Source organism: Bacillus sp. M5A3_1b (assembly GCF_053345335.1).
Map to the genome: position 1 here is coordinate 188,996 of NZ_JBKEZY010000010.1, position 20,741 is coordinate 209,736.

General features: G+C 31.8%; 14 protein-coding genes. 13 read left to right on the forward strand and 1 reads right to left on the reverse strand.

The genetic code is table 11. From position 1 onward, the window contains the following. Positions 1-303 precede the first annotated feature (303 nt). From ACLBWW_RS23565 to ACLBWW_RS23620, 12 genes are all read left to right on the forward strand, one after another. Positions 304-963: a CatB-related O-acetyltransferase gene (locus tag ACLBWW_RS23565; RefSeq protein WP_048546886.1), complete on the forward strand. Its 660-nt coding sequence runs from the start codon at positions 304-306 to the stop codon at positions 961-963. A gap of 499 nt (positions 964-1,462) precedes the next feature. Further along, complete coding sequence (locus ACLBWW_RS23570) at positions 1,463-2,224, forward strand: ABC transporter ATP-binding protein (protein WP_048546887.1); 762 nt, start codon at positions 1,463-1,465, stop codon at positions 2,222-2,224. A 16-nt stretch (positions 2,225-2,240) separates the two neighbouring features. Further along, complete coding sequence (locus tag ACLBWW_RS23575; protein ID WP_447614274.1) at positions 2,241-4,088, forward strand: FtsX-like permease family protein; 1,848 nt, start codon at positions 2,241-2,243, stop codon at positions 4,086-4,088. A gap of 523 nt (positions 4,089-4,611) precedes the next feature. Then, positions 4,612-5,778, forward strand: coding sequence for a hypothetical protein (locus tag ACLBWW_RS23580; protein ID WP_048546891.1), 1,167 nt, complete (start codon positions 4,612-4,614; stop codon positions 5,776-5,778). A 249-nt stretch (positions 5,779-6,027) separates the two neighbouring features. Continuing rightward, on the forward strand, positions 6,028-6,714 hold the full coding sequence (locus ACLBWW_RS23585) for a response regulator transcription factor (RefSeq protein WP_048546893.1): 687 nt from the start codon (positions 6,028-6,030) through the stop codon (positions 6,712-6,714). Next, on the forward strand, positions 6,711-7,793 hold the full coding sequence (locus ACLBWW_RS23590) for a sensor histidine kinase (RefSeq protein ID WP_048546895.1): 1,083 nt from the start codon (positions 6,711-6,713) through the stop codon (positions 7,791-7,793). Before ACLBWW_RS23585 ends, ACLBWW_RS23590 begins: the two co-directional genes overlap by 4 nt. Before the next feature lie 521 nt (positions 7,794-8,314). Next, positions 8,315-9,628, forward strand: coding sequence for a D-alanyl-D-alanine carboxypeptidase family protein (locus ACLBWW_RS23595; RefSeq protein WP_098222820.1), 1,314 nt, complete (start codon positions 8,315-8,317; stop codon positions 9,626-9,628). A 471-nt stretch (positions 9,629-10,099) separates the two neighbouring features. Further along, complete coding sequence (locus ACLBWW_RS23600) at positions 10,100-11,209, forward strand: acyltransferase family protein (protein ID WP_447614275.1); 1,110 nt, start codon at positions 10,100-10,102, stop codon at positions 11,207-11,209. A 202-nt stretch (positions 11,210-11,411) separates the two neighbouring features. After that, entirely contained in the window at positions 11,412-12,005 is a 594-nt protein-coding gene (locus ACLBWW_RS23605; protein WP_141525332.1) for an SGNH/GDSL hydrolase family protein, read from the forward strand. A gap of 439 nt (positions 12,006-12,444) precedes the next feature. Next, entirely contained in the window at positions 12,445-14,412 is a 1,968-nt protein-coding gene (locus ACLBWW_RS23610) for a penicillin-binding transpeptidase domain-containing protein (protein ID WP_098977421.1), read from the forward strand. Between the two features lie 601 nt (positions 14,413-15,013). Beyond that, entirely contained in the window at positions 15,014-15,547 is a 534-nt protein-coding gene (locus tag ACLBWW_RS23615) for an RNA polymerase sigma factor (protein WP_048546904.1), read from the forward strand. Continuing rightward, on the forward strand, positions 15,537-16,364 hold the full coding sequence (locus ACLBWW_RS23620) for an SH3 domain-containing protein (protein ID WP_048546906.1): 828 nt from the start codon (positions 15,537-15,539) through the stop codon (positions 16,362-16,364). Before ACLBWW_RS23615 ends, ACLBWW_RS23620 begins: the two co-directional genes overlap by 11 nt. Positions 16,365-16,374: 10 nt before the next feature. Here the strand turns inward: ACLBWW_RS23620 and ACLBWW_RS23625 are convergent, their stop codons facing one another. Continuing rightward, positions 16,375-18,135, reverse strand: a complete 1,761-nt coding sequence (locus tag ACLBWW_RS23625) for a peptidoglycan D,D-transpeptidase FtsI family protein (protein ID WP_098977422.1) — start codon at positions 18,133-18,135, stop codon at positions 16,375-16,377. Between the two features lie 393 nt (positions 18,136-18,528). On the opposite strand from ACLBWW_RS23625, the gene ACLBWW_RS23630 reads away from it, so the two are divergent. After that, a complete protein-coding gene (locus ACLBWW_RS23630; RefSeq protein WP_447614276.1) occupies positions 18,529-20,667 on the forward strand; it encodes a peptidoglycan D,D-transpeptidase FtsI family protein in 2,139 nt (712 codons plus the stop codon). Positions 20,668-20,741 lie beyond the last annotated feature (74 nt).

Below are 20,741 nucleotides of genomic sequence, written 5' to 3' on the forward strand. Positions count from 1 at the left end.
AGTTACGGCTAATATAGGAAAGAATTTAGATGTATAGTTAAGAAATCTTTATCATATGTAATTAGGATTTGTTATTTGAAAACTCGATTGTTTTAAAGTTGAAATTTCAATTCAACTTTAAGTTTTAGTACATAATTTTAAAATTTGACTTATGTAATTTATCACGTTATGATTTTTTTATTATAAAAGAAAGGCTTGAATATAATGATTCGTCGTTTGAGAAAGCTAAAAAATGTAGCAGTCGTAGTAAGCTTCTAAGTGAATTACAAAGATCTACAATACTTAGAAGCGAGGAATAAAGTTATGAAGTATCCATTATATAATCATTGGTCAGAAACGAAGTATTTAAAAGATGTAGTTACAAATCCACTCATTGAGGTAGGAGAGTACTCCTATTATTCAGGGTATTATGGTCATCAAAATTTTGAAGATGGCTGTGTAAGGTATTTGTGGGGGGATGCTAAGTCCCGAGCACTTTTCAATCCAATTGAACAGATGGGATGGCATCTTGATAAACTCATTATTGGGAATTATGTTTGTATTGCCAGTGGAGTAGTCATTTTAATGGGTGGTAATCATAATCATCACTCAGAATGGATTACAGTATATCCATTCGCTGAGCAAATTGAACATTCATATGAACCGAAGGGTGATACAGTCATTAAAAGTGATGCTTGGATTGGAATGAATGCTATTATAATGCCTGGCGTTACAATTGGTGAAGGCGCAATAGTTGCAGCAGGATCTGTCGTAAGTAAAGATGTTCCGCCGTATACAATAGTTGGTGGAAATCCTGCTAAGGAAATAAAGAAGCGGTTCACTGATACAGAAATGAATATGCTAATGGAAATGCGTTGGTTTGATTGGGATAGAGAATTGATTGAGAAGGCAATTCCTCTGTTATCTAGTCCATCCATTGAACCATTATTTGCTTTTTATAAAAATGAAGTGAAAAATAAATAATTCAGTTAGAAAAACTACATCCTAAATAGGGTGTAGTTTTTTATTATTTGTACTAGAAATAATCTCCCCGTTATGGTCTAGTTTTTATAAATTATCTTAAGAAAAATTAAGAAATATAACCAGTGGTTCTTAATATGTTTGATTTATAATTCAAATGATTGAACAAAAGCGAAAAGGGATTTTTTTATGCAATTCATTTTGTTTTCTTAACAAAATACCTAGTGCTTTCTTATCTAAATAGGAACAAATTTATTACTTAGATTGTCTATTACGTGTATTCCTAAAAATAGATGTCCAAATTGAATACAATTTATTCGATTTGATATCTATTTTTATGTATTGCAAAAATATGAAAGGACTTATTATTTTTAAAAATAAAAAGATATATATTGGTGGGGTACAAGTTTAATACTTTTACAGCAGAAGCATTGCAAGTGGAAACGAAAAAGAAACAACTCAAACAGTAGATTATCAATCATAGAAACGTAGGAGGATATATATGATAAAACCAGTCGTAGACGTAAAAAACATTCGAAAAGTGTACGGTAAAAAAGGTGAGAATGAATCACACGCATTAAAAGGTGTTTCATTTTCGATTCAAGAGGGGGAGTTTGTAGGAATTATGGGGCCATCTGGTTCTGGCAAAACAACATTATTAAATGTAATTTCGACTCTTGATAAAGCGACAGATGGCGTTATTGAAATTGCAGAAACGGATATTACGAAAATGAAGCAAGGTGAGCTTTCTGATTTCCGTTCGCAAAAATTAGGATTCATTTTCCAAGACTTTAACTTATTAGAGAATTTATCTATTTACGAAAACATTGCACTTCCATTATCTCTTCAAGGTGTCCCATCACGCAAAATTGGGCCGAAAGTAGAGAAGGTAGCTGATATGTTAGGAATCTCAGCAATACTTCAAAAGTATCCGTCTGAAGTATCTGGTGGACAAAAGCAACGTTCGGCAGCAGCACGTGCTTTAGTGCATGAGCCTGCAATTATTTTAGGGGACGAGCCAACAGGAGCTCTTGATTCTAAAAATGCAACAAGTTTACTTAATGCGATGACAAACTTAAATAAAGAACAAGGCGTATCGATAATGATGGTTACGCATGATCCATACAGTGCAAGTTACTGTCAGCGTATTTTATTCATTCAAGATGGTGAGTTATATAAAGAAATTTACCGTGGTGGTAAACGTGAAGAGTTTTATAAAGAAATTTTAGACGTGCTTGCAGATTTAGGCACACAAAAAGCGTAAGAAAGGAGGTTTGGGCATGTTATTTAAACTTTCCATGTCAGGGTTAAAAAGTAAGTTGCAAGATTATATTGTATTACTTATTGGTCTTATTGTATCTATTTCAACTTTTTATATGTTTCAAACGCTATCACTAAATAAAACGTTCCTTGAATCCAATGCAAACGTTGGTCCTATTGTATTAATATTTCAAATAGGTTCCTCTTTATTAGCGATTGTAACATTTTTTTACATTATGTATGCAAACTCTTTCTTATTATCTCTTCGCCAAAAAGAGTTTGGTATGTATATGATGTTAGGAGCAAAAAAGTATAAAGTTACATTACTAATGTTCCTTGAAACAATCATATTAGGTGCGGCGTCACTTGTGATTGGGGTTACAATTGGTGTAGCACTTGCAGAAGGTATCGGGCAGTTATTAATGAAACAATTGGAGTTAACTGGAGAAGGTTACCAAGCTTTCTACATTCCGTCTATGGTCGTTACTTGTATCTTCTTCTTTGCATTATTTGTATTATCAGCAAGTATGAACAGTATTAAATTGTCACGTATTTCTGTATTACAGCTTGTACATGCAGATGCACAAACAGAGCGTGTCGCGGTAAAAGGAAAAATGACAATTGTAGTTGCCTTACTTGGTCTGATTTTGTTAAGTATTGGTTATGCTTCACTGCTCTATATACCACAGGCAAAAAATCTAGGAACCGTTCCTACATTAATGGCCCTTGGATTAATCTCAGCAACTGTTAGTACTTACATGTTGTTTGGATCAATTCTCCCAGTTATGATAAAAAAAATAAAAAATAATAAAAAGCGTAGTGAAAAAGGGCTTAATGCTTTTACCTTTGCTCAATTAAACTTCCGCATTAATGGCCTAACAAATGTGCTTGCGACGGTAGCAATCTTAGTAGCTCTTGGAGCAGGTGGAATTGCGTGTGGTATGGCATTTAAAAACGACGTTTTAAAGCAGACTGATAAAGGAACAATTTACGATTCGGTAGTTCATAATCCAACAGTAGAAGAAAAGAACATTTTGAGTGGTATCTCATTTCAAGATAAGCTTGAATATCGCTACAAAGTAGATGATAAGTATGTTTATTATATAAAAGAAGAGCTAGAGAATAATCGTCCTTTAGTAAAAGATAGAAAAAATGAGAAGATAATAAAAGTTTCAGAGGATATTCCCATGGATGCATTTGCGTTGTCAAGACAATGGGTTAAAAATGATGGGAAACCAAAACAATGGAGCGACGCTTTCGAAACAATTCAGCCCAAGTATATATATACTGATCATAAAATGAAAATTGTAGATCAAAACATATACGATAGTATGAAAGTTAAAGAAAATATTGTTTTTATTGGGAAAACAGATGTTTTTGGAGCATACTTAAAAGAATGGAAAAAAATTGATGAATTGCAGGTAGTTAAATATAAAAATGTGAAAGTGGAAGAACTGGATAGTAAGTATCAAACATATAAGGCGAATCAAAGTTTTTCCAGCGGACTAATGTTTATGGGGTTCTTCGTTGGAATTGCGTTTTTAGCAATGATGGCCAGTTGCTTAATGTTTAAAATTCTATCTGGTGCATCTAAAGATAGTATACGTTATCAAATGCTTCGTAAAATTGGTGTCCGCCGGGAATTATTAACACAATCGATTTATAAGGAGTTATTCTTCATATTTCTAGTCCCAGCAATTATCGGTATTGCTCACATATTAGTTGGTATGAACATTTTTGGGCCTCTATTAATTGATCCGTATTTTCGAATTTGGTTACCAATTGTTATTTTCATAGTCATTTACTCGATTTACTACTGGATTACAGTTCAATTATATAAAAGAATTGTGCTTCCGAAAGAAGGTTAATGTAATAATGTTATGTATACTAACTATCAACATAATTCGCCCTCGTTATGATCTAATGAAAAAATACGATGTAAGCAAAATAGAAAGTGAATTTGAGATACAAATATGCAGCAATGAGCGGCAGAAAGCGTAAGGAAGAAGTAAATACAAGTAGGGGGGCATTTCATCCATAACTTACAAGAAGATATGTATAAGCAATTAAAAGAGAAAAATACTATTCTTCCTATATCGTAATTATAAAGAGGCCAAATAGCATCGTTCCTACATTGAGTACTACTTTAACCTCATTTGTAGGAATGCTTGTACTATCGCCGTACAGTAAAATTGAATAATCATCCAATAATTATTAACTATAATCGGAATTTTAATAAGGTGGAACAATTATCAAAAAAATATCTTGTATTCATTATATTTATAATAGCTATTATATAAAATTGGGTTTGCACAAAAAGAGTGTTAATAAACATAAAACTTGTAAACCTTATTCATCATAAGGATTATCGTTTTAGAAAAGGAGTGTATGTTGAAAAAAATTTTAAAGGTAATTTTAATCTTATTAGTAATATTTATAGGAATTATGTTGGGAAGCATAATTTTAAATAAAACATATCATACTGAATTTAAGTCTTTAGACAACACAGATCAAAACATGTTAAAAGAATTATCTACTATTTATAAGAGCTTCGAAGAATCGAGTGATAAACTTTGGAATGAAGATTATCGCTTCGAAAAAATGCCATTGGTTCTAATACGTAGTAATAAAGAAGGGGGATTCTTTAGACAAGAAGCTTATGCAGTTAATGTAAAGGGATTAGAAAATAGTATTTTTGCAAAAGAAATAAAAGTCTCAAATTCTCTGCATCTACCTAAAGTCTATCGCTTAACTCCTTTTGATTTTAGAACTATTTCTACCTGGATTCCTTGGAACTTTGGGACAATAAATATGAACGATATGGATGTATATTATTTGAAATATCATCCTAAAATGTTTAGTAATCCAGACTTATATTTTGATTTTTCATCTTTCTTATTACATGAAGGTTTTCATGCTTATAAACAAAAAGATTGGACATATGATGCAAATGGTGGAGAGTTTATTCACGAATATCCGATTAATAAAGAAAATTACGCGCTAATGGGATTAGAATTTAAGCTATTAGATAAAGCGATGATTGATACGAACCCAGAAAGTATTAATAAGGTATTATATGATTGGACAATTGTACGTAACTATCGCTTGAAAAAATGGCCTCAATTAATTGGAGAAACAAAAACGGAAGCGATAGAAGGTTCAGCACGATACTTAGAGTATCGATATAGTAAGTTAACTGGTGGAAATCTTATGGTACTTGCAAAGAAACAAAGGCCATATCATGTTACTTTTATGGAGGCATTCAATTTTATTGCTAATGGACAGGCAGAATCTCCAAGGTTTTTAGAGCGGACTATGAAATATGAGACTGGTTCAGCGCTTGAATTAAGCATGGATAAAGCAAATATACCATGGAAAGAAGCTATTGAAGATAGTGCAACTAAACAAGGAAAGACACCATATGAAGTTTTAAATACGTACTTTAATATAAATAATACGCCCACAATTGAAAATAAAATTAAAGAAATTAAAGAGAACAATGACTATGAAACACTTTTAGAACAAGGAGAAAAACTAGTGAAAATAAGTAGCAAGTAAAAAATAAGGTTTGAAAAAGAATTTCCTGTAAGATCGTATTGAAGAGGATTCTTTTTCTTTTTATAAGTTATATACAATAATGGTGTAATAAAAAAATTAGTTAAAATAAGGAGTCACAAAGCAATTGTTTTTAATACTGATTATGTTATTTTTGTTCTTTCAATTATAGGTTTACAAAAAGGCGTATAAAAATGTACCTCTTGCTTATGCCTTTAGTTGTTCAATACGAGAAAATTGTGGAGGAATCATATGGAGTCAAAAATTCTTATTGTTGACGATGATAAAGAGATTAGAAATCTTATCTCTGTATATTTGGAAAATGAAGGTCTGAAAACTCAAAAGGCAGAAGATGCTATTGAAGCGTTAGAACTGTTAGAAGAAAAGCGATTCGATCTTATTATTTTGGATGTCATGATGCCAAATATGGATGGCATTGAAGCGTGTATGAAGATTAGGGAAGAAAGAAATATGCCTATTATCATGCTTTCTGCAAAATCAGAGGATATAGACAAAATTCAGGGTTTAGCCTCTGGTGCCGATGATTATTTATCAAAACCGTTTAATCCGTTGGAGTTAATTGCTAGAGTAAAATCTCAATTACGAAGGTTTAAAAAATATAATACAAATGCAGATAATGATAAAAGTATACTAGAAATTGGTGATTTGACTGTAAATACAGATACACGTCAAGTATGGATAAGAGGCACGGAAGTAAGGCTAACTCCAAAAGAGTTTGATATACTCGAACTACTTGCTCGTAACAAAGGGATTGTTCTGAGTGTTGCAAAAATATATGAAGCAGTTTGGAAAGATATTTTTTACAAATCGGATAATACTGTCATGGTGCATATTACAAAAATAAGAGACAAAATTGAAGAGGATTCTAAACATCCCATTTATATTAAAACTGTTTGGGGAATTGGATATAAAATATGAAGAGTGTTAGTTTTAGAAATAAAATAATTACAAAACTTCTTGTTGCTGTTGCAGTTAGTTTTTTTGTTTCGTTTGGTTTAACAATTCTCACTTTTATATATATCATAATACCATTAACACTAAATCACTATCTTGATGATCTTAGTGCATTTGAAAATAATATACTTACATTTCTTATATTCGCGTTAGCGATCTTTACTTTTATAATCATTTTTTTAATATTGGTTCGAAAGAAAATAGTATATTTGAAGCTCATTTCTGATAATGTGAATGATATTGCCAATGGAAAACTGGGTTTGACAATTGAGATCGAGGGAAAAGACGAATTGACTCAACTTGCTCAAAATATTAATTACATGTCCAAGGAATTGGAGAATACATTTGAACAGGAAAGACGATTGGAACGTACAAAAAATGAACTCATAACAAACGTATCTCATGACTTACGCACACCATTGACATCTATTATCGGCTATGTAGATTTATTAAAAAGAGGAAAATACGACAGTAAAGAACAATTACAGGAGTATCTCGAAACCACTTATTTAAAATCACAGAGATTGAGATATCTAATTGATGAACTATTTGAGTACACCCGTTTATCAGACAACGATGCCAAGTTAAATCTTAATGAAGTTGATTTATCGGGTTTATTGGAGCAAATAGTTGGGGAATACACTCCTATATTTGAAAAGGAAAGTTTAATTGTTCAAAAATCAATAACGGAAGAATCTATACCTATTTTCATGGATGTAGAAAAAATGGTACGTGTTTATGAAAATTTGTTTATGAATGCGATAAATTACAGCGTGAAGCCATCTGAATTATCAATATGTCTTGAAGTAATTGATAATAAGGCAATTTTGAAAATATCAAATAAAGCTGAGAAACCACCTGTTAGCGATCCAAATAAATTATTTGAGAGATTTTTCAGGGGTGATAAGGCAAGAAAAGATAATCAAGGAAATGGACTGGGACTCGCTATCTCAAAAAGAACTGTTGAACTTCATAATGGTAATATACATGCAGAATATAAAGAAGGTTGGATATCTTTTATTGTTGAACATCCGATCATATAGAATGGCTTATGGAATGAAAGGTTCCATAAGCTTTTTTTAAACTTAAGAAACTTTTTAAGTTAATAATTCAAATAGGTCATTCATAGTAGACATGATACTGACAAGTTAATTTATTATTTTTATAAAGTAATTAATAGAATGAGGGGGGAAGTTCAGTGATATGAATAATGGAAGAGACGATAGTAAATTTAGCAACCAGTGTGCCTCGAAATTTAATCGGGACACACTGGTTTTATTTTATATAAATGTGGAACAAATGTATTACTTATATTGTCTATTAAGTGTAATCCTAAAAAATATGAAAGTACGAATCATTTTGAAAAATACAAAGGTATTAAAAAGAGGGATATGTGTGGGAATACTAAGTGTCAGTGTGCCTAAAAGGGTCGGATGAGATGTTTTATATGAAAGTCGTCCTAATGTCTTATATGTATATAGAATTTGATATCGCTGTCTATTTTTTGAAGGATTATGTTAGAATAACGCTTTTTTTGAGTACAAAGATATTGGAGGTAACAGAAGTGAAAGGTATGTTGTGTAAGAGATTTATTGCAATAGTAACAGTGCTTACACTATTTTGTAGCATAGTTGTTACATCTGGAATAGCAACAGCGGAAACAGTTTCTGCTATAGATGTAGAAGCAGGATCAGCAATTTTAGTAGAAGCAAATTCCGGGAAAATTTTATATGAAAAAAATGCAGATGAATCATTAGCAATTGCTAGTATGACAAAAATGATGAGTGAATATTTAGTCCATGAAGCGGTGGATAAAGGAAAACTTAAATGGGATCAAAAAGTTAAAATATCTGAATATGCATATAAGATTTCGCAAGATCGCTCATTATCAAACGTTCCATTAGAAAATGGTGGCTTTTATACAGTAAAAGAGTTATATGAGGCAATGGCAATTTACTCTGCGAACGGTGCGACAATTGCTTTAGTTGAAGAAATTGCTGGAAAAGAAGCCGATTTCGTGAAAATGATGAATGATAAGTCAAAAGAGTTTGGAATGAAAAATTATAAATTTGTAAACTCTACAGGCTTAACAAACTATGATTTAAAAGGACATCACCCAGAAGGGACAACTCCAGACGAGAAAAATAAAATGTCCGCAAGAGATTGTGCGATTTTAGCACAACGTCTTATTCAAGATTTTCCGAAAATGTTAGATACTGCAAAAATCCCTAAAAAAACATTCCAACAGGGTGGTAAGTATCCAATTGATATGCCGAACTTTAACTGGATGTTAAAAGGTTTAATTAAGCAATACGAAGGTGTAGATGGGTTAAAAACAGGAACTACCCCAGAAGCTGGTGATTGTTTCACTGGTACAGTAGAAAGAAACGGTATGCGTCTAATATCTGTAGTGATAAAAGCAAACTCTCATGCAGCACGTTTTGATGAAACGAAGAAATTATATGATTACGGATTTGCAAATTTCGAAGTGAAGAAGGCCTATGGAAAAGACTCAGTAGTAAAAGGGCATGAAACAGTGCGAGTAGCAAATGCGAAAGACAAAGATGTAGTTGTTCAAACGAAGCAAGCTGTTTCACTTCCGATACCAAAGAACAACAAAGACGTATATAAAAAAGAATTTAAAGTATTGAATGAAGAACAAGAAGCACCTATTAAAAAAGGTGTAACAATTAGTAAAATGATTATCTCGCCTAAAGATAGTACAGATCCTGGGTTCTTATCAGGTAAATCATTACAAGTAGACCTTGTAACAAAATCTGATATAGAACAAGCAAATTGGTTTACACGTTTTATGCGTAACATCGGATCTTTTTTTAGCGGTATGTGGGATAGTGCGGTTGATATAGTAAAAAGCTAAGTTTATAGGATGAAACTAAATATTAATCTAAAAAAAAGAGTTTCGGAATTTTTCTTATTGTAATTAAGTTAAGATAAATTTATATCTATAAAAACAAAAAACGCTATTCTTTTTGTAGAAATATACAGAAAGGATGGCGTTTATTATGTATTTTTTGATTCAAAGCATTCTAGTACAAAGTTAGTTTAATAAAGTTACATGAAGAAAAAAATCCATTTTTTCATTAAATGACAATAAAAAAATAATACCCGGTACGTATTTCTGTAATTAGATTTTATAAAAATTTAATAAAATCTTTTCTTTGTATTAAATATTTTGTTTTAAATTATGTATATAAAGAAATGGAGGTCAAATTAACTTTGTACTGCTTATATTAGGAATTTAAAGAAACAATATGTACAATTCTCCCACTACATTCGTATAGTGGCCTTTACGAACAGCAAAATCTACAATTTACAAGGAGAACATTTTATGAGTAAGAGAATAAAAGAATTAGATTCTATACGAGGGTTAGCGGCACTTACTGTTGTATTTGGACATTTTTGTTTAATGCTACCATCGTTGCCTAATTCTATTAAATTTTCCCCGCTTAGGTTTTTATGGGCGGGTGGGGAAGCTGTTATCGTTTTTTATGTACTAAGTGGTTTTGTGTTATCTATGGCACTTTATCATTCAAAAACAAATTATTGGGGATATGTAATTAAGAGATTTGTAAGAATCTATATTCCTTATTATTTTTGGATAATCGTTACCTTTGTTTTATTTATTTTATTTTCGTCGTATGAAGTGGTAGGACTACGGGATTGGTTCTATGATAGGTGGCAAGGGTCTATAACAAAATTAGATATTCTAAACCACTTTGTGCTTCTTAATAATTTTTTTACGGAAAATTATAATCCAGTTATTTGGTCATTAGCTCAAGAAATGCGTATATCTATTGTGTTTCCTTTATTATTCCTTCTTTTTTATAAACTGAATTGGAAGAAAACGATACTATTTGCTTTGAGCTTTTCTTTCATTAGTGTTTTTCTTAATATGTTGTATATTGGGAAAGCTGAAGGATTTTATAATGGTTATGCTGATACACTGCATTTTACATCTATGTTTATGGTTGGAATGTTACTTTTTAAGTATCAGGAAAAACTTATCTACTCATATAGGAATATGAAAAAATTTAAAAAAGGATTTCTTACTGTATTAGGGATTATTTTATATTTATATTCCATTTTAATTTATGGTATTTCCCGTAATGATACTACTTTCTTATTAAAAGATTGGGGTGTCGTAATGGGGGTTAGTATATTTATTATAATGGCTATGAGTAACCTAAAAGTAAAAGCATTTTTAAATAAGAGTGTATTTGTATATTTAGGAGAAATTTCATACAGTATCTATTTGTGTCATTTTCCAATCATGATGGTACTATTTAAACTTTTGTATACAAAGATACCTATCTTTTTCCTTCTTACTTTGTGCATTGCAATGACACTACTTTTTTCTATAATTTCGTATCATTTAATCGAAAAGAAATGTATAAACTGGGCAAAACAAAAAACAACAAATTTTTTAAAAAAAGTATGATTCCTAGAAAGACTATATTTCTTTAGTAAATATACGAATATGACCGATTCTTAAGTATACTTAGGAATCGGTCAATTTTGGATTCTAAATGTAAATATAATAAAGTGGAATATAATTGAAATCGAAAACCACTTAGAAATAACAATTACGGTGTGAGCTATTGTATAGTATAGATATGGTTAATAATAAAGGGGGACTACATATGTGGAAGCGATTTGTATCGATTGGTGATAGTTTTACAGAGGGCATAGGGGATGAAGTTGAGGAAATAGCATTAAAAAGCTGGGTAGATCATTTTGTTCAACTTTGTGTAAACGATATAGAATATGCTAATTTTGCAAAGCGTGGGTTAGTAACGAAAGAAATTCGCACACAGCAATTGGAAAAGGCATTAACGTTTAATCCAGATTTGGTTAGTATAATTGCAGGTGCAAACGATGTTTTAAAAGGACGTTGGGATCATCAAGAATATAAGAACAATATGGAATTTATGATAGATACATTAAGTAAAACAGATGCTGATATTATTATAGCAAGCCTTCCAGATTTTACAGTTCGGCTTCCTTTTTCTTCTGAAAAAAAACAAGTGTTAAAAGAACAATTATTAGAGGCAAATGAAATTATACTTTCGTTGAGTAGAGAGTATAAGCTTCATCATGTTGATTTTTGGAATCATCATTTAGTAAATGATAATACGCTTTGGTCTACGGATTTGATTCATCCAAACTCAAAAGGATATGTAAAAGTTGCTGAATTGATTTTTAGTAGTTTGCCTGTACATGACTCGTCTAAATAAGCTTTAGAATGAACGAATCGAATCCCCTGTCGCATACAGCGCAGGGGTTTTGATTCGAAATAGAAGGATATAAGCTCTTATAAATTATTCTTTCTGTTTATACTTAGTTATTTTCTGTTGTAGGCCCCTTAGTATAAGGGGGCTTTTTTGTTTCAAATATTTACAAAAAAGGTAGGAGCGGAGAACTCAAACTAAAAGGTATTTTAAATGAAATTGTTAAAACAGCACTAATAATAACGCCGATTGCTAAATAGATCCGCTTTTTTTGTTTGTAAGAATTTTAAAATCTTCTCCTTTGAATGCAACTGAACCATAAATTAATTTCTTTTGTAAATGTGGAACAATCTCATTACTTACACTGTCTATTAAGCGTTACAACATTTTTTATTTAATATACCAAGAAAGGAATAAATATTTTTAACAAAGGGAGAAGATTGAATTGAAAAAATTATGGATGCTGCTTTTCTTTTGTTTTGCAGTTATATTGGTAGGATGTAATAAAAACGAATCGCCAAAACAAGTATTTGAAGAATATATCAATTTATGGAATGATAAAAAATTTTCCAATATGTATGATCATTTATCAGAACATGCAAAAAAAACGATTTCTAAAAAGGAATTCATAGAGAAATATCAAAGAATTTATGAAGGTATTGGCGTTAAGAATTTAAAAGTTAAAACGAAAGGAGAGAATGCTAAAGATAAAGAGCTTTTTCTTTTTGAGGTTAAGATGGATACGGATGGAGGAACAGCTTCATTTATCCATGAAGCAAAACTTGTAAAAGAAAAAGAATCTTGGAAAATAGATTGGACACCAGATTTCATTTTTCCAGGTATGAAAAAAGATTACAAAGTACGTATGCAAATAGAACAAGGAAAACGGGGAGAAATATATGATCGAAATGGGAAAGGTCTTGCAACGAATGGTAAAGCGACTGAGGTTGGAATTATTCCAGAGAAACTAGGCGAAATGGCGGCTCAAACAAAAGAAATAGTAGCACAATTACTTGATATGTCTATAGAAGAGGTCAATCAGAAGCTTACAGCGAAATGGATAAAACCAGACTCCTTTGTACCAATTGGTATTTTAAAAGCAGGAACTAGACAGAATGATTATATTGAATTAGAAGGAGTTTCATCTCGCCCAGTAAATATTCGGACGTATTCATTAGGAGAAGCGGCGGCACACTTAACTGGTTATATAGGAAAGGTGAATGCAGAGGAGTTAAAATCGCTTCAAAAAAAAGGTTATCAAGCTGATGATTTACTAGGTAAGACAGGTTTAGAGAAAGTATTAGAGAATAAATTGCGTGGCGAAAAAGGTGGACGCGTATTTATAGAAGATGAGAGTGGGAAAGAGATTAAAAACGTAGCAAAAAAAGAAGCGAAAGCAGGGGAAAATGTTACGTTAACAATTGATGCTGCAATTCAAGAAAAAATCTTTAATGAGATGAAAAATGAAGCAGGATCTAGTGCAGCGGTCAATCCTAAAACGGGTGAAACTATTGCACTTGTAAGTAGCCCTGCTTATAATCCAAATACAATAGTTAGAGGAGCATCAAAAGCCCAACGAGAAGCATGGAATAACGACTCGAAACTACCAATGATGAATCGTTTCACACAAGCATTTGTACCAGGTTCCGTATTTAAAACGATTACTGGTGCAATTGGTTTGGAAACAAACACTATAAACCCTAAGGAAGAATTTAAAATTCAAGGATTAAAGTGGACAAAAGATTCATCTTGGGGAAATTATTATGTAACACGTGTGAAGGAAGCTAGTCCAATTGATTTTAATAAGGCAATGAAATACTCTGATAATATTTATTTTGCTCAACAAGCTTTGAAAATGGGAAAAGATCAGTATGTAAATGAATTTAAGAAATACGGATTTCATGAAAAATTACCAATCGAATACGAATTTCCTATTTCAATCATTGCAAGAGATGGGATAAAAAATGATATTCAACTAGCAGACACGGGATACGGACAAGGACAAGTATTAATGACACCACTTCATTTAGCATTAACATATGCACCGATTGTGAATGAAGGGAATATTCCGTCGCCTCATCTTTTAAAAGAAACAAAAGTAGCGGGGAATTGGAAAGAAAATGTGGTTTCTACAAAGAATCAAGAGATATTAAAAAGTGCATTAATAAAAGTCATTAATGACCCTGATGGCGCGGGGAGAATTGCTAAGGTTGATGGTATAACTCTTGCTGGTAAAACCGGTACAGCAGAACTGAAGGAGTCGAAAGAAGCAGACGGAAAAGAACTTGGATGGTTTGCAGCTTTTGATGCAAATGCGCCCGACATGATCGTTACTATGATGATCGAAGATGTAAAAGGAAGAGGGGGGAGTAACGTTCCAGGCGAAAAAGTAAAACATGTTTTTCAGAAATAATAAGTAACTATAAGGTGAAATCTTTTACTACATTCATTGTTTGTTTAACACGAAGGTATAAAGTGAGCAAAACAAAGAACAATTAATTTTTGAAAAAGCATTCTCCTTAATCGAGAATGCTTTTTTGTTGTGGCTGAATAAAGATGATAACTCATTTTTGTTTTCATTTTTGAAAGGTTGGTATTGCTAATAGTAAATAGAAGAGTAAAACAAATTGAAAGGGAAAAGTGAGGGGAATTTTAAACTGTAACAAAACAGTTATTTAGTAAAACATAAATAGAGCACACAAATAAGTATGCTCTAAGAAAAAAGGTGATACAAGTGGAGTGTTGCGTAAAATGCACAAATAATAATCAGATTTTTTATGAGTGTATTTTTAACATTGTATGCTTTACTTGTTGTTAGGAGCCTGTCATGTAAAAGAATATATAGATGATTATTTTATGAAAGTAATTGCACACCTTCACATTTTTAGGAGGATTTTTCTATCAAAAAAAGATAAACAATGGAACAAATGAAACTTGTATCTTGTCTATATATTGAAACCATAATAAAAGTGAGGGCAGTTTTATCTTTATTCAAATAAGTTCGAGGTGTGGAAATGGAAGAGACGTTTATTGAAAAGTGTATTCATGATGAGCTTGACTATGTTATTAAAGACTATTGGCAAGATGTATGGAATTATTCATTTATTATTACGAAAGATCCACACTTATCAGATGATATCACGCAAGATGTATTTATAAAGGTATTTAAAAATTGGAATTCATTTCGAAAGGAGTCATCTATTAAAACGTGGATATTAAAAATTACAAGAAATACAGCAATAAACTATTTGAAATCCTCCTATTTTAAAAGGATATCATTAGTAGGTTTTTTTAGTGATGATAAGCAATCTCCATCGGCAGAAAAAGAATTTTTTAAGCAAGAGGAAATGAATGAAGTGTGGGATGTTGTATTAAAACTACCTAAAAAACACCGTGAAATAATAATTTTAGACGCGAAATATGAATTATCTTATGAAGAAATGGCCGAAACACTAGGAGTATCCATTGGAACTGTAAAATCTAGATTAAGCCGAGCGAGAAGTAAGGTTTCAAAATTAATAGGGGAGGGTAGTAGTGATGAACAATAAACAAAATCCTGACTGGTATAAACAATTAAAAAAAGGCCCAATGGAGAATCGTAAAGATGAAGAAGAGTTTATTTTTAAAATAAAGCAGTCTATATATGATAATAATGAAGCAGATCTTGTAAAACATAAAAGACCGTTTCGTAAAAGAGCATTGCCTATAGTAGTTGTTTTGGTTTGTACAATGTTATTTGTTATCGTTCAACAACCATGGCTTGATGATAATAAATCACCGGTCCAAAGTAGTACACAAATTAAGCCTAAAACTAAAGATGAGTCTGCTCAAGATCCAACATTAAAACAATTTATGAATGAATTATATCAAAGTACAAATTCAAAAAATGAAAATGACTTGTATAGAGCGTTAAATGATGAAGTCCTATTTAAAGGGAAGAGTTATAAGAAGGATGAATTGAAATTTGATGAAGATATTTTTCATGAGTTGCAAGTTGCTCTTACCATGGGGGGAGAATTTACAAATGATACAAAGCGAGCATACAAAGTACCAAGTGGATTGACAGAAAGTAACCAACCAAAGCAAGCGCATTATATATATGCAACGGTTACTGGAAATAAAACGAAAATTTTAGCTGAACCAAAGCGAGAATCACAAGTTTTATATGAAGTATCTAATGAAATGGTAAAAGCTTGGATTCCAGAAAAAGTGCAGAATAATGGATATATAAAAGTATCGACTATTAACGGTAATACTGGATATGTACAAAAAGAGTATGTTTTAACTGATATTAAATATTCATTTATGTTCGAAAAGAGTAATGAAGGTATATGGAAAATAATAAATATAGATTCTATATGGTAAAGAGGAAGGTTCATTTTAATGAACCTTCCTCTATGTTTTTATTCTCTTTTTGAAGAGTATTCCAGTACTCTAAAATTTCTGATGTAACGAGAGCAGCAATGTTTTTTTCTGAATTACTACCAGGAATAACGACAGAAACGGCAATTTGTGGATCTTCAGTAGGAGCATATGCAATGAAAAGAGAATGGTTTATCATTCTTTCTTGCTCATTCGGAGCACCTGTTATGCCTGTTTTACCTGCGACATGGAAGGGTAAGTTTTTAATTTCCTCTATATTTTGACTCATTCCACCTTGCACGACATTCCAAAAGTTCATTGGATAATGATTTGAACTTTCTAGAATTGGTTTGAATTTTTTTGTTTCCTTACCATTTTGATCAATAATAGCACTTACGATTTGAGGTTTATATTTATCACCTTTACTTGCTAAAGTTGCTGCATATTGAGCAAGTTGAAGAGGCGTGTGTACTTCATTTCCTCCCCAAGAGGCATTTAATAAGGCGGAGATACCATTTTCAAACTTGTTTGTTGGATGAAATTCATATTGTCCGTCTTCTTCAAAAGGTAAATCAACCCCGGTTTTAGAACGAAGGCCGAATTGTTTTAAATACTCTGTCCATATATGTGCAACTTTTTCTATATTCCCATTATTTTGGTTGAATAAGGGTAGAGCTACTTTTGCTGTCATAAATGTGTTAGATGAATTAATGATAGCCTGCCTCGGTGTAATCTCACCTGTTGGAGTTCCAGGTGCATTCGTAATGTTATTTTGATTATCATATTGAAAAGTACCTTTATCTAAATAAGTATCTTCAGGTTGAAAAAGCTTTTCGTTTAATCCAATTAAAATAGTAAGTGGCTTTATAGTTGAGGCCATATTTACATAAGATTCACCATACTTTAATTTTTGAATTGCTTTATTTTGCGAAAGTGATTTGATGTTTTCTTTTTTAGATGATACTTGTTCATATAATGTATTTGGATCAAACACTGCTGAGTTGGCCATAGTTAAAATTGCGCCAGTTTTCACATCGGTTACCACAACGTAACCAGCATTAACATCAGTTATTTTCTTGATTTGAGATCTTAATGCGTCCTCTGTTTTTTGCTGCAACTTAGAGTCTAAAGCTAGCCGGATATCTTTTCCTTTTTGTACTTTTTGAATGTTCCATAAGAACTTTTTATTATTCATTTTAAAAATCAGTGTTTTTCCGGGTTTTCCTTTTAAATCATTTTCATATTGAAGCTCAATCCCACTTTTTCCAACGGGTCCATACTTAGAATTAAGGTCATTTTCTACATACCCAATTAGCTGTGAACCAACTTCGTGTTTAGGATAATATCGAATCCATTCATCTTTAATTATTACATTATTGGGTTTGTTCTTGTTTATGAATGTAAGTTCACTCTCATTTATGTCAGAGTATAACGGTAAATCATTCATAGTCTGCTTTTTACAAGATTGTTGTAATTGTGATTTTATGTCCTCTGCCGAAATGTCATGTTGAAACTCGTTTGAAAATTGATTAAAAAAAGCTAATGTGTTTGATGTATCTTGATTCGATAGCTTTTCATCATTAGAAGTGCAATATAGAGACTTAACTTTCTTATTTGTAGCTAGTATTACACCATTTTGATCGGAAATTTTTCCTCTTTCAGCTGGAGAAGTTGCGATAGTAATTGAGATGAAGTTGATTTTTAATAAAATTAGTAAAATCAAACCTACAATAGAAAGAACCGCAAAAAATCTCCATCTTTTTATATGTAACATATAACCCTCCCTTATGTAGCCTATTTCATCTTATAGTTAATTATTTTTTTTGTAAATGTGGAACAATTTTATTATTTAGGTTGTCTATTAAGTATAACAGCATGAAGAAAGGAATAATTAGTATGAAAAGTTACTAGCAAGTCTATGTGTAAGCTTAATATGAGTCATTATACAGTTTAGCATTTCTAATGCAAGCAATAAAAAAATAGAGAGAAAAACAGGAAAGGGGATTTATCAATTACGCGGCTAAATGAAGAAGGCTTGATGCTTACAAGGATGTAGAAAAAAAGATAAGACACTATTTATAACTGAATGGTGATTTCTAATATATAGGGAACGTATTTATTTACTAAGTATTAGTGAGGAGTTCCGGAAGAATTATATGGAGGATTTATGAAAAAACAAAAAGAAAAAAAGCAGCAGACAAATATATCTATTCGATTAAATATAATGTTCCTTTGCATATTTCTACTATTCTCAGCCATTATTATGCAGCTAGGAAAAGTACAAATCGTTGAGGGAGAGGCATATAAGAACCAAGTGGATAGCAGTCAAAATGAAACAACTAGTATACCAGTTCCACGTGGACAAATACTAGATCGAGAAGGGAAAACAGTTGTTAATAATAAATCTCTTCGTACGATTACGTATACAAGGGTAAAGGGAATTACTAGTGAAGATATTTTAAAAACAGCAAAAGACTTAGCGAAAGTGCTTGAAATGCCTGAACAAGATATAAATAAATTAACAGACATCGATAAAAAAGATTTTTGGATGCAGTTGAATAGGCAACGTGCGGAGACAATGATTACTAAAAAAGATATAGAAAAGTTAAAAGATAAGGGAATAGAAGGAAAAGAGTTAGATAAAAAAATAGAAGACTTAAGACGAAGTCGTGTTACAGAATTAGAATTGGCAGAATTAACAGCACAAGATTTAAAGGTGTTAGCTATTAAAAGTAAAATGAGTTCAGGTTATCAACTAACACCACAAATTATAAAAAAAGATGTAACAGATCAAGAGTATGCGCGAATAAGTGAAAACCTTGCTGAGTTTCCAGGAGTAGATGCAACAGTTGATTGGGAACGTAATTATGTAAATGGTAATTTATTTCGTTCCGTGTTAGGTAATATTACGAGTAGTGAAGAAGGATTACCGAAAGAAAACTTAGATTCTTATTTGGTACGTGGATATAACCGAAATGATCGTGTAGGGAAAAGTTATATTGAACAACGATATGAAGATGTCTTGCACGGTGCAAAAGAAGAAGTGAAAAACATTACTGATAAATCAGGAAACATTATAAACACAGAAATAATCTCTAAAGGAAAAAGTGGTAATAGTTTAACATTAACGATTGATATGGAATTACAAAAGAAAGTGGAAGAAAGTATAGAGAAAAATTTGAGAGCGTTTAAGAGTTCAGAGCCACTGTTGGACCGAGCTTTTGTCGTCATGACGAATCCAAATAACGGACAGATTTTATCTATGGCAGGCAAAAAGATTGTAGAAAAAGAAGGGAAATTAGAGATTGAGGATTTGGCATTAGGTAACATGACAACTTCGTATGAGCTAGGGTCAGCTGTAAAAGGTGCAACTTTATTAACTGGATATGAGACAGGGGCAATACAGCCAGAAGATCAATTTTATGATGCACCTATGAAATTTAAAGGTACACAAGCTAAGAAATCGTGGAATGTATCCGGATTTGGTAATATTAATGATTTACGAGCGCTACAAGTATCTTCGAATGTATACATGTTCCAGACAGCTTTAAAAATTGCGGGAGTTAATTATGTACCAAATGGTTCGTTGGATATAAAACAAGGAGCATTTGATACGATGCGCTATTATTTTAAACAATTTGGATTAGGAGTTCCAACAGGTATTGATTTACCGAATGAAATAATTGGACAAACTAGAAAAGTAGATAGTCAGCCTGGTTTTTTACTAGATTTTTCTATCGGGCAGTATGATACGTATACACCGTTGCAATTGGCGCAATATATTTCAACGATTGCTAATGGGGGGTATAGAATGCAACCTCAAATTGTACAAGAAATACGAGAGCAATCAATAAAAGAAGAAGAGGTTGGCAAAGTTATACGCTCTATAGAGCCTGTCGTATTAAATCGAATTGATATGAAGACAGAACATATTGATCGGATAAAAGAAGGGTTTAGATGGGTATTCCAAGAAGGTGATGGAACTGGCGTGAAGTATTTCAAAAACGCGCCATATAAACCAGCAGGAAAGACAGGGACAGCTCAAACTGTTTATGGTGGAGATGATCCAATTGGTAGAAATGCAAAAGGAGAACGTATGGAATGCTACAACTTAACGTTAGTTGGATATGCTCCATATGATAATCCAGAAGTAGCATTTTCTGTAGTAGTTCCATGGCTTCATAACGATAAAAGTGGAATTAATTCTATAATTGGAAAAGAAGTTTTAGATGTATATTTTGATTTGAAAAAGCAACGTATACATGGTGAAGCCACTAGTACAGATAATCCGAATCAAAATCAGTAAAAATGAGATTTGAAATAAGAGATAGTGGCGATCATTGTTGCTATCTCTTATTTTGTTAATTCGTTATAAAGTTT

Excerpts from the sequence above, each read along its gene's own strand:
- ACLBWW_RS23600 (WP_447614275.1), top strand. The coding sequence starts at position 10,100 with ATGAGTAAGAGAATAAAAGAATTAGATTCTATACGAGGGTTAGCGGCA.
- ACLBWW_RS23605 (WP_141525332.1), top strand. The coding sequence starts at position 11,412 with ATGTGGAAGCGATTTGTATCGATTGGTGATAGTTTTACAGAGGGCATA.
- ACLBWW_RS23575 (WP_447614274.1), top strand. The coding sequence starts at position 2,241 with ATGTTATTTAAACTTTCCATGTCAGGGTTAAAAAGTAAGTTGCAAGAT.
- ACLBWW_RS23570 (WP_048546887.1), top strand. The coding sequence starts at position 1,463 with ATGATAAAACCAGTCGTAGACGTAAAAAACATTCGAAAAGTGTACGGT.
- ACLBWW_RS23630 (WP_447614276.1), top strand. The coding sequence starts at position 18,529 with ATGAAAAAACAAAAAGAAAAAAAGCAGCAGACAAATATATCTATTCGA.
- ACLBWW_RS23620 (WP_048546906.1), top strand. The coding sequence starts at position 15,537 with ATGAACAATAAACAAAATCCTGACTGGTATAAACAATTAAAAAAAGGC.
- ACLBWW_RS23590 (WP_048546895.1), top strand. The coding sequence starts at position 6,711 with ATGAAGAGTGTTAGTTTTAGAAATAAAATAATTACAAAACTTCTTGTT.
- ACLBWW_RS23565 (WP_048546886.1), top strand. The coding sequence starts at position 304 with ATGAAGTATCCATTATATAATCATTGGTCAGAAACGAAGTATTTAAAA.
- ACLBWW_RS23585 (WP_048546893.1), top strand. The coding sequence starts at position 6,028 with ATGGAGTCAAAAATTCTTATTGTTGACGATGATAAAGAGATTAGAAAT.
- ACLBWW_RS23625 (WP_098977422.1), bottom strand. The coding sequence starts at position 18,135 with ATGTTACATATAAAAAGATGGAGATTTTTTGCGGTTCTTTCTATTGTA.
- ACLBWW_RS23615 (WP_048546904.1), top strand. The coding sequence starts at position 15,014 with ATGGAAGAGACGTTTATTGAAAAGTGTATTCATGATGAGCTTGACTAT.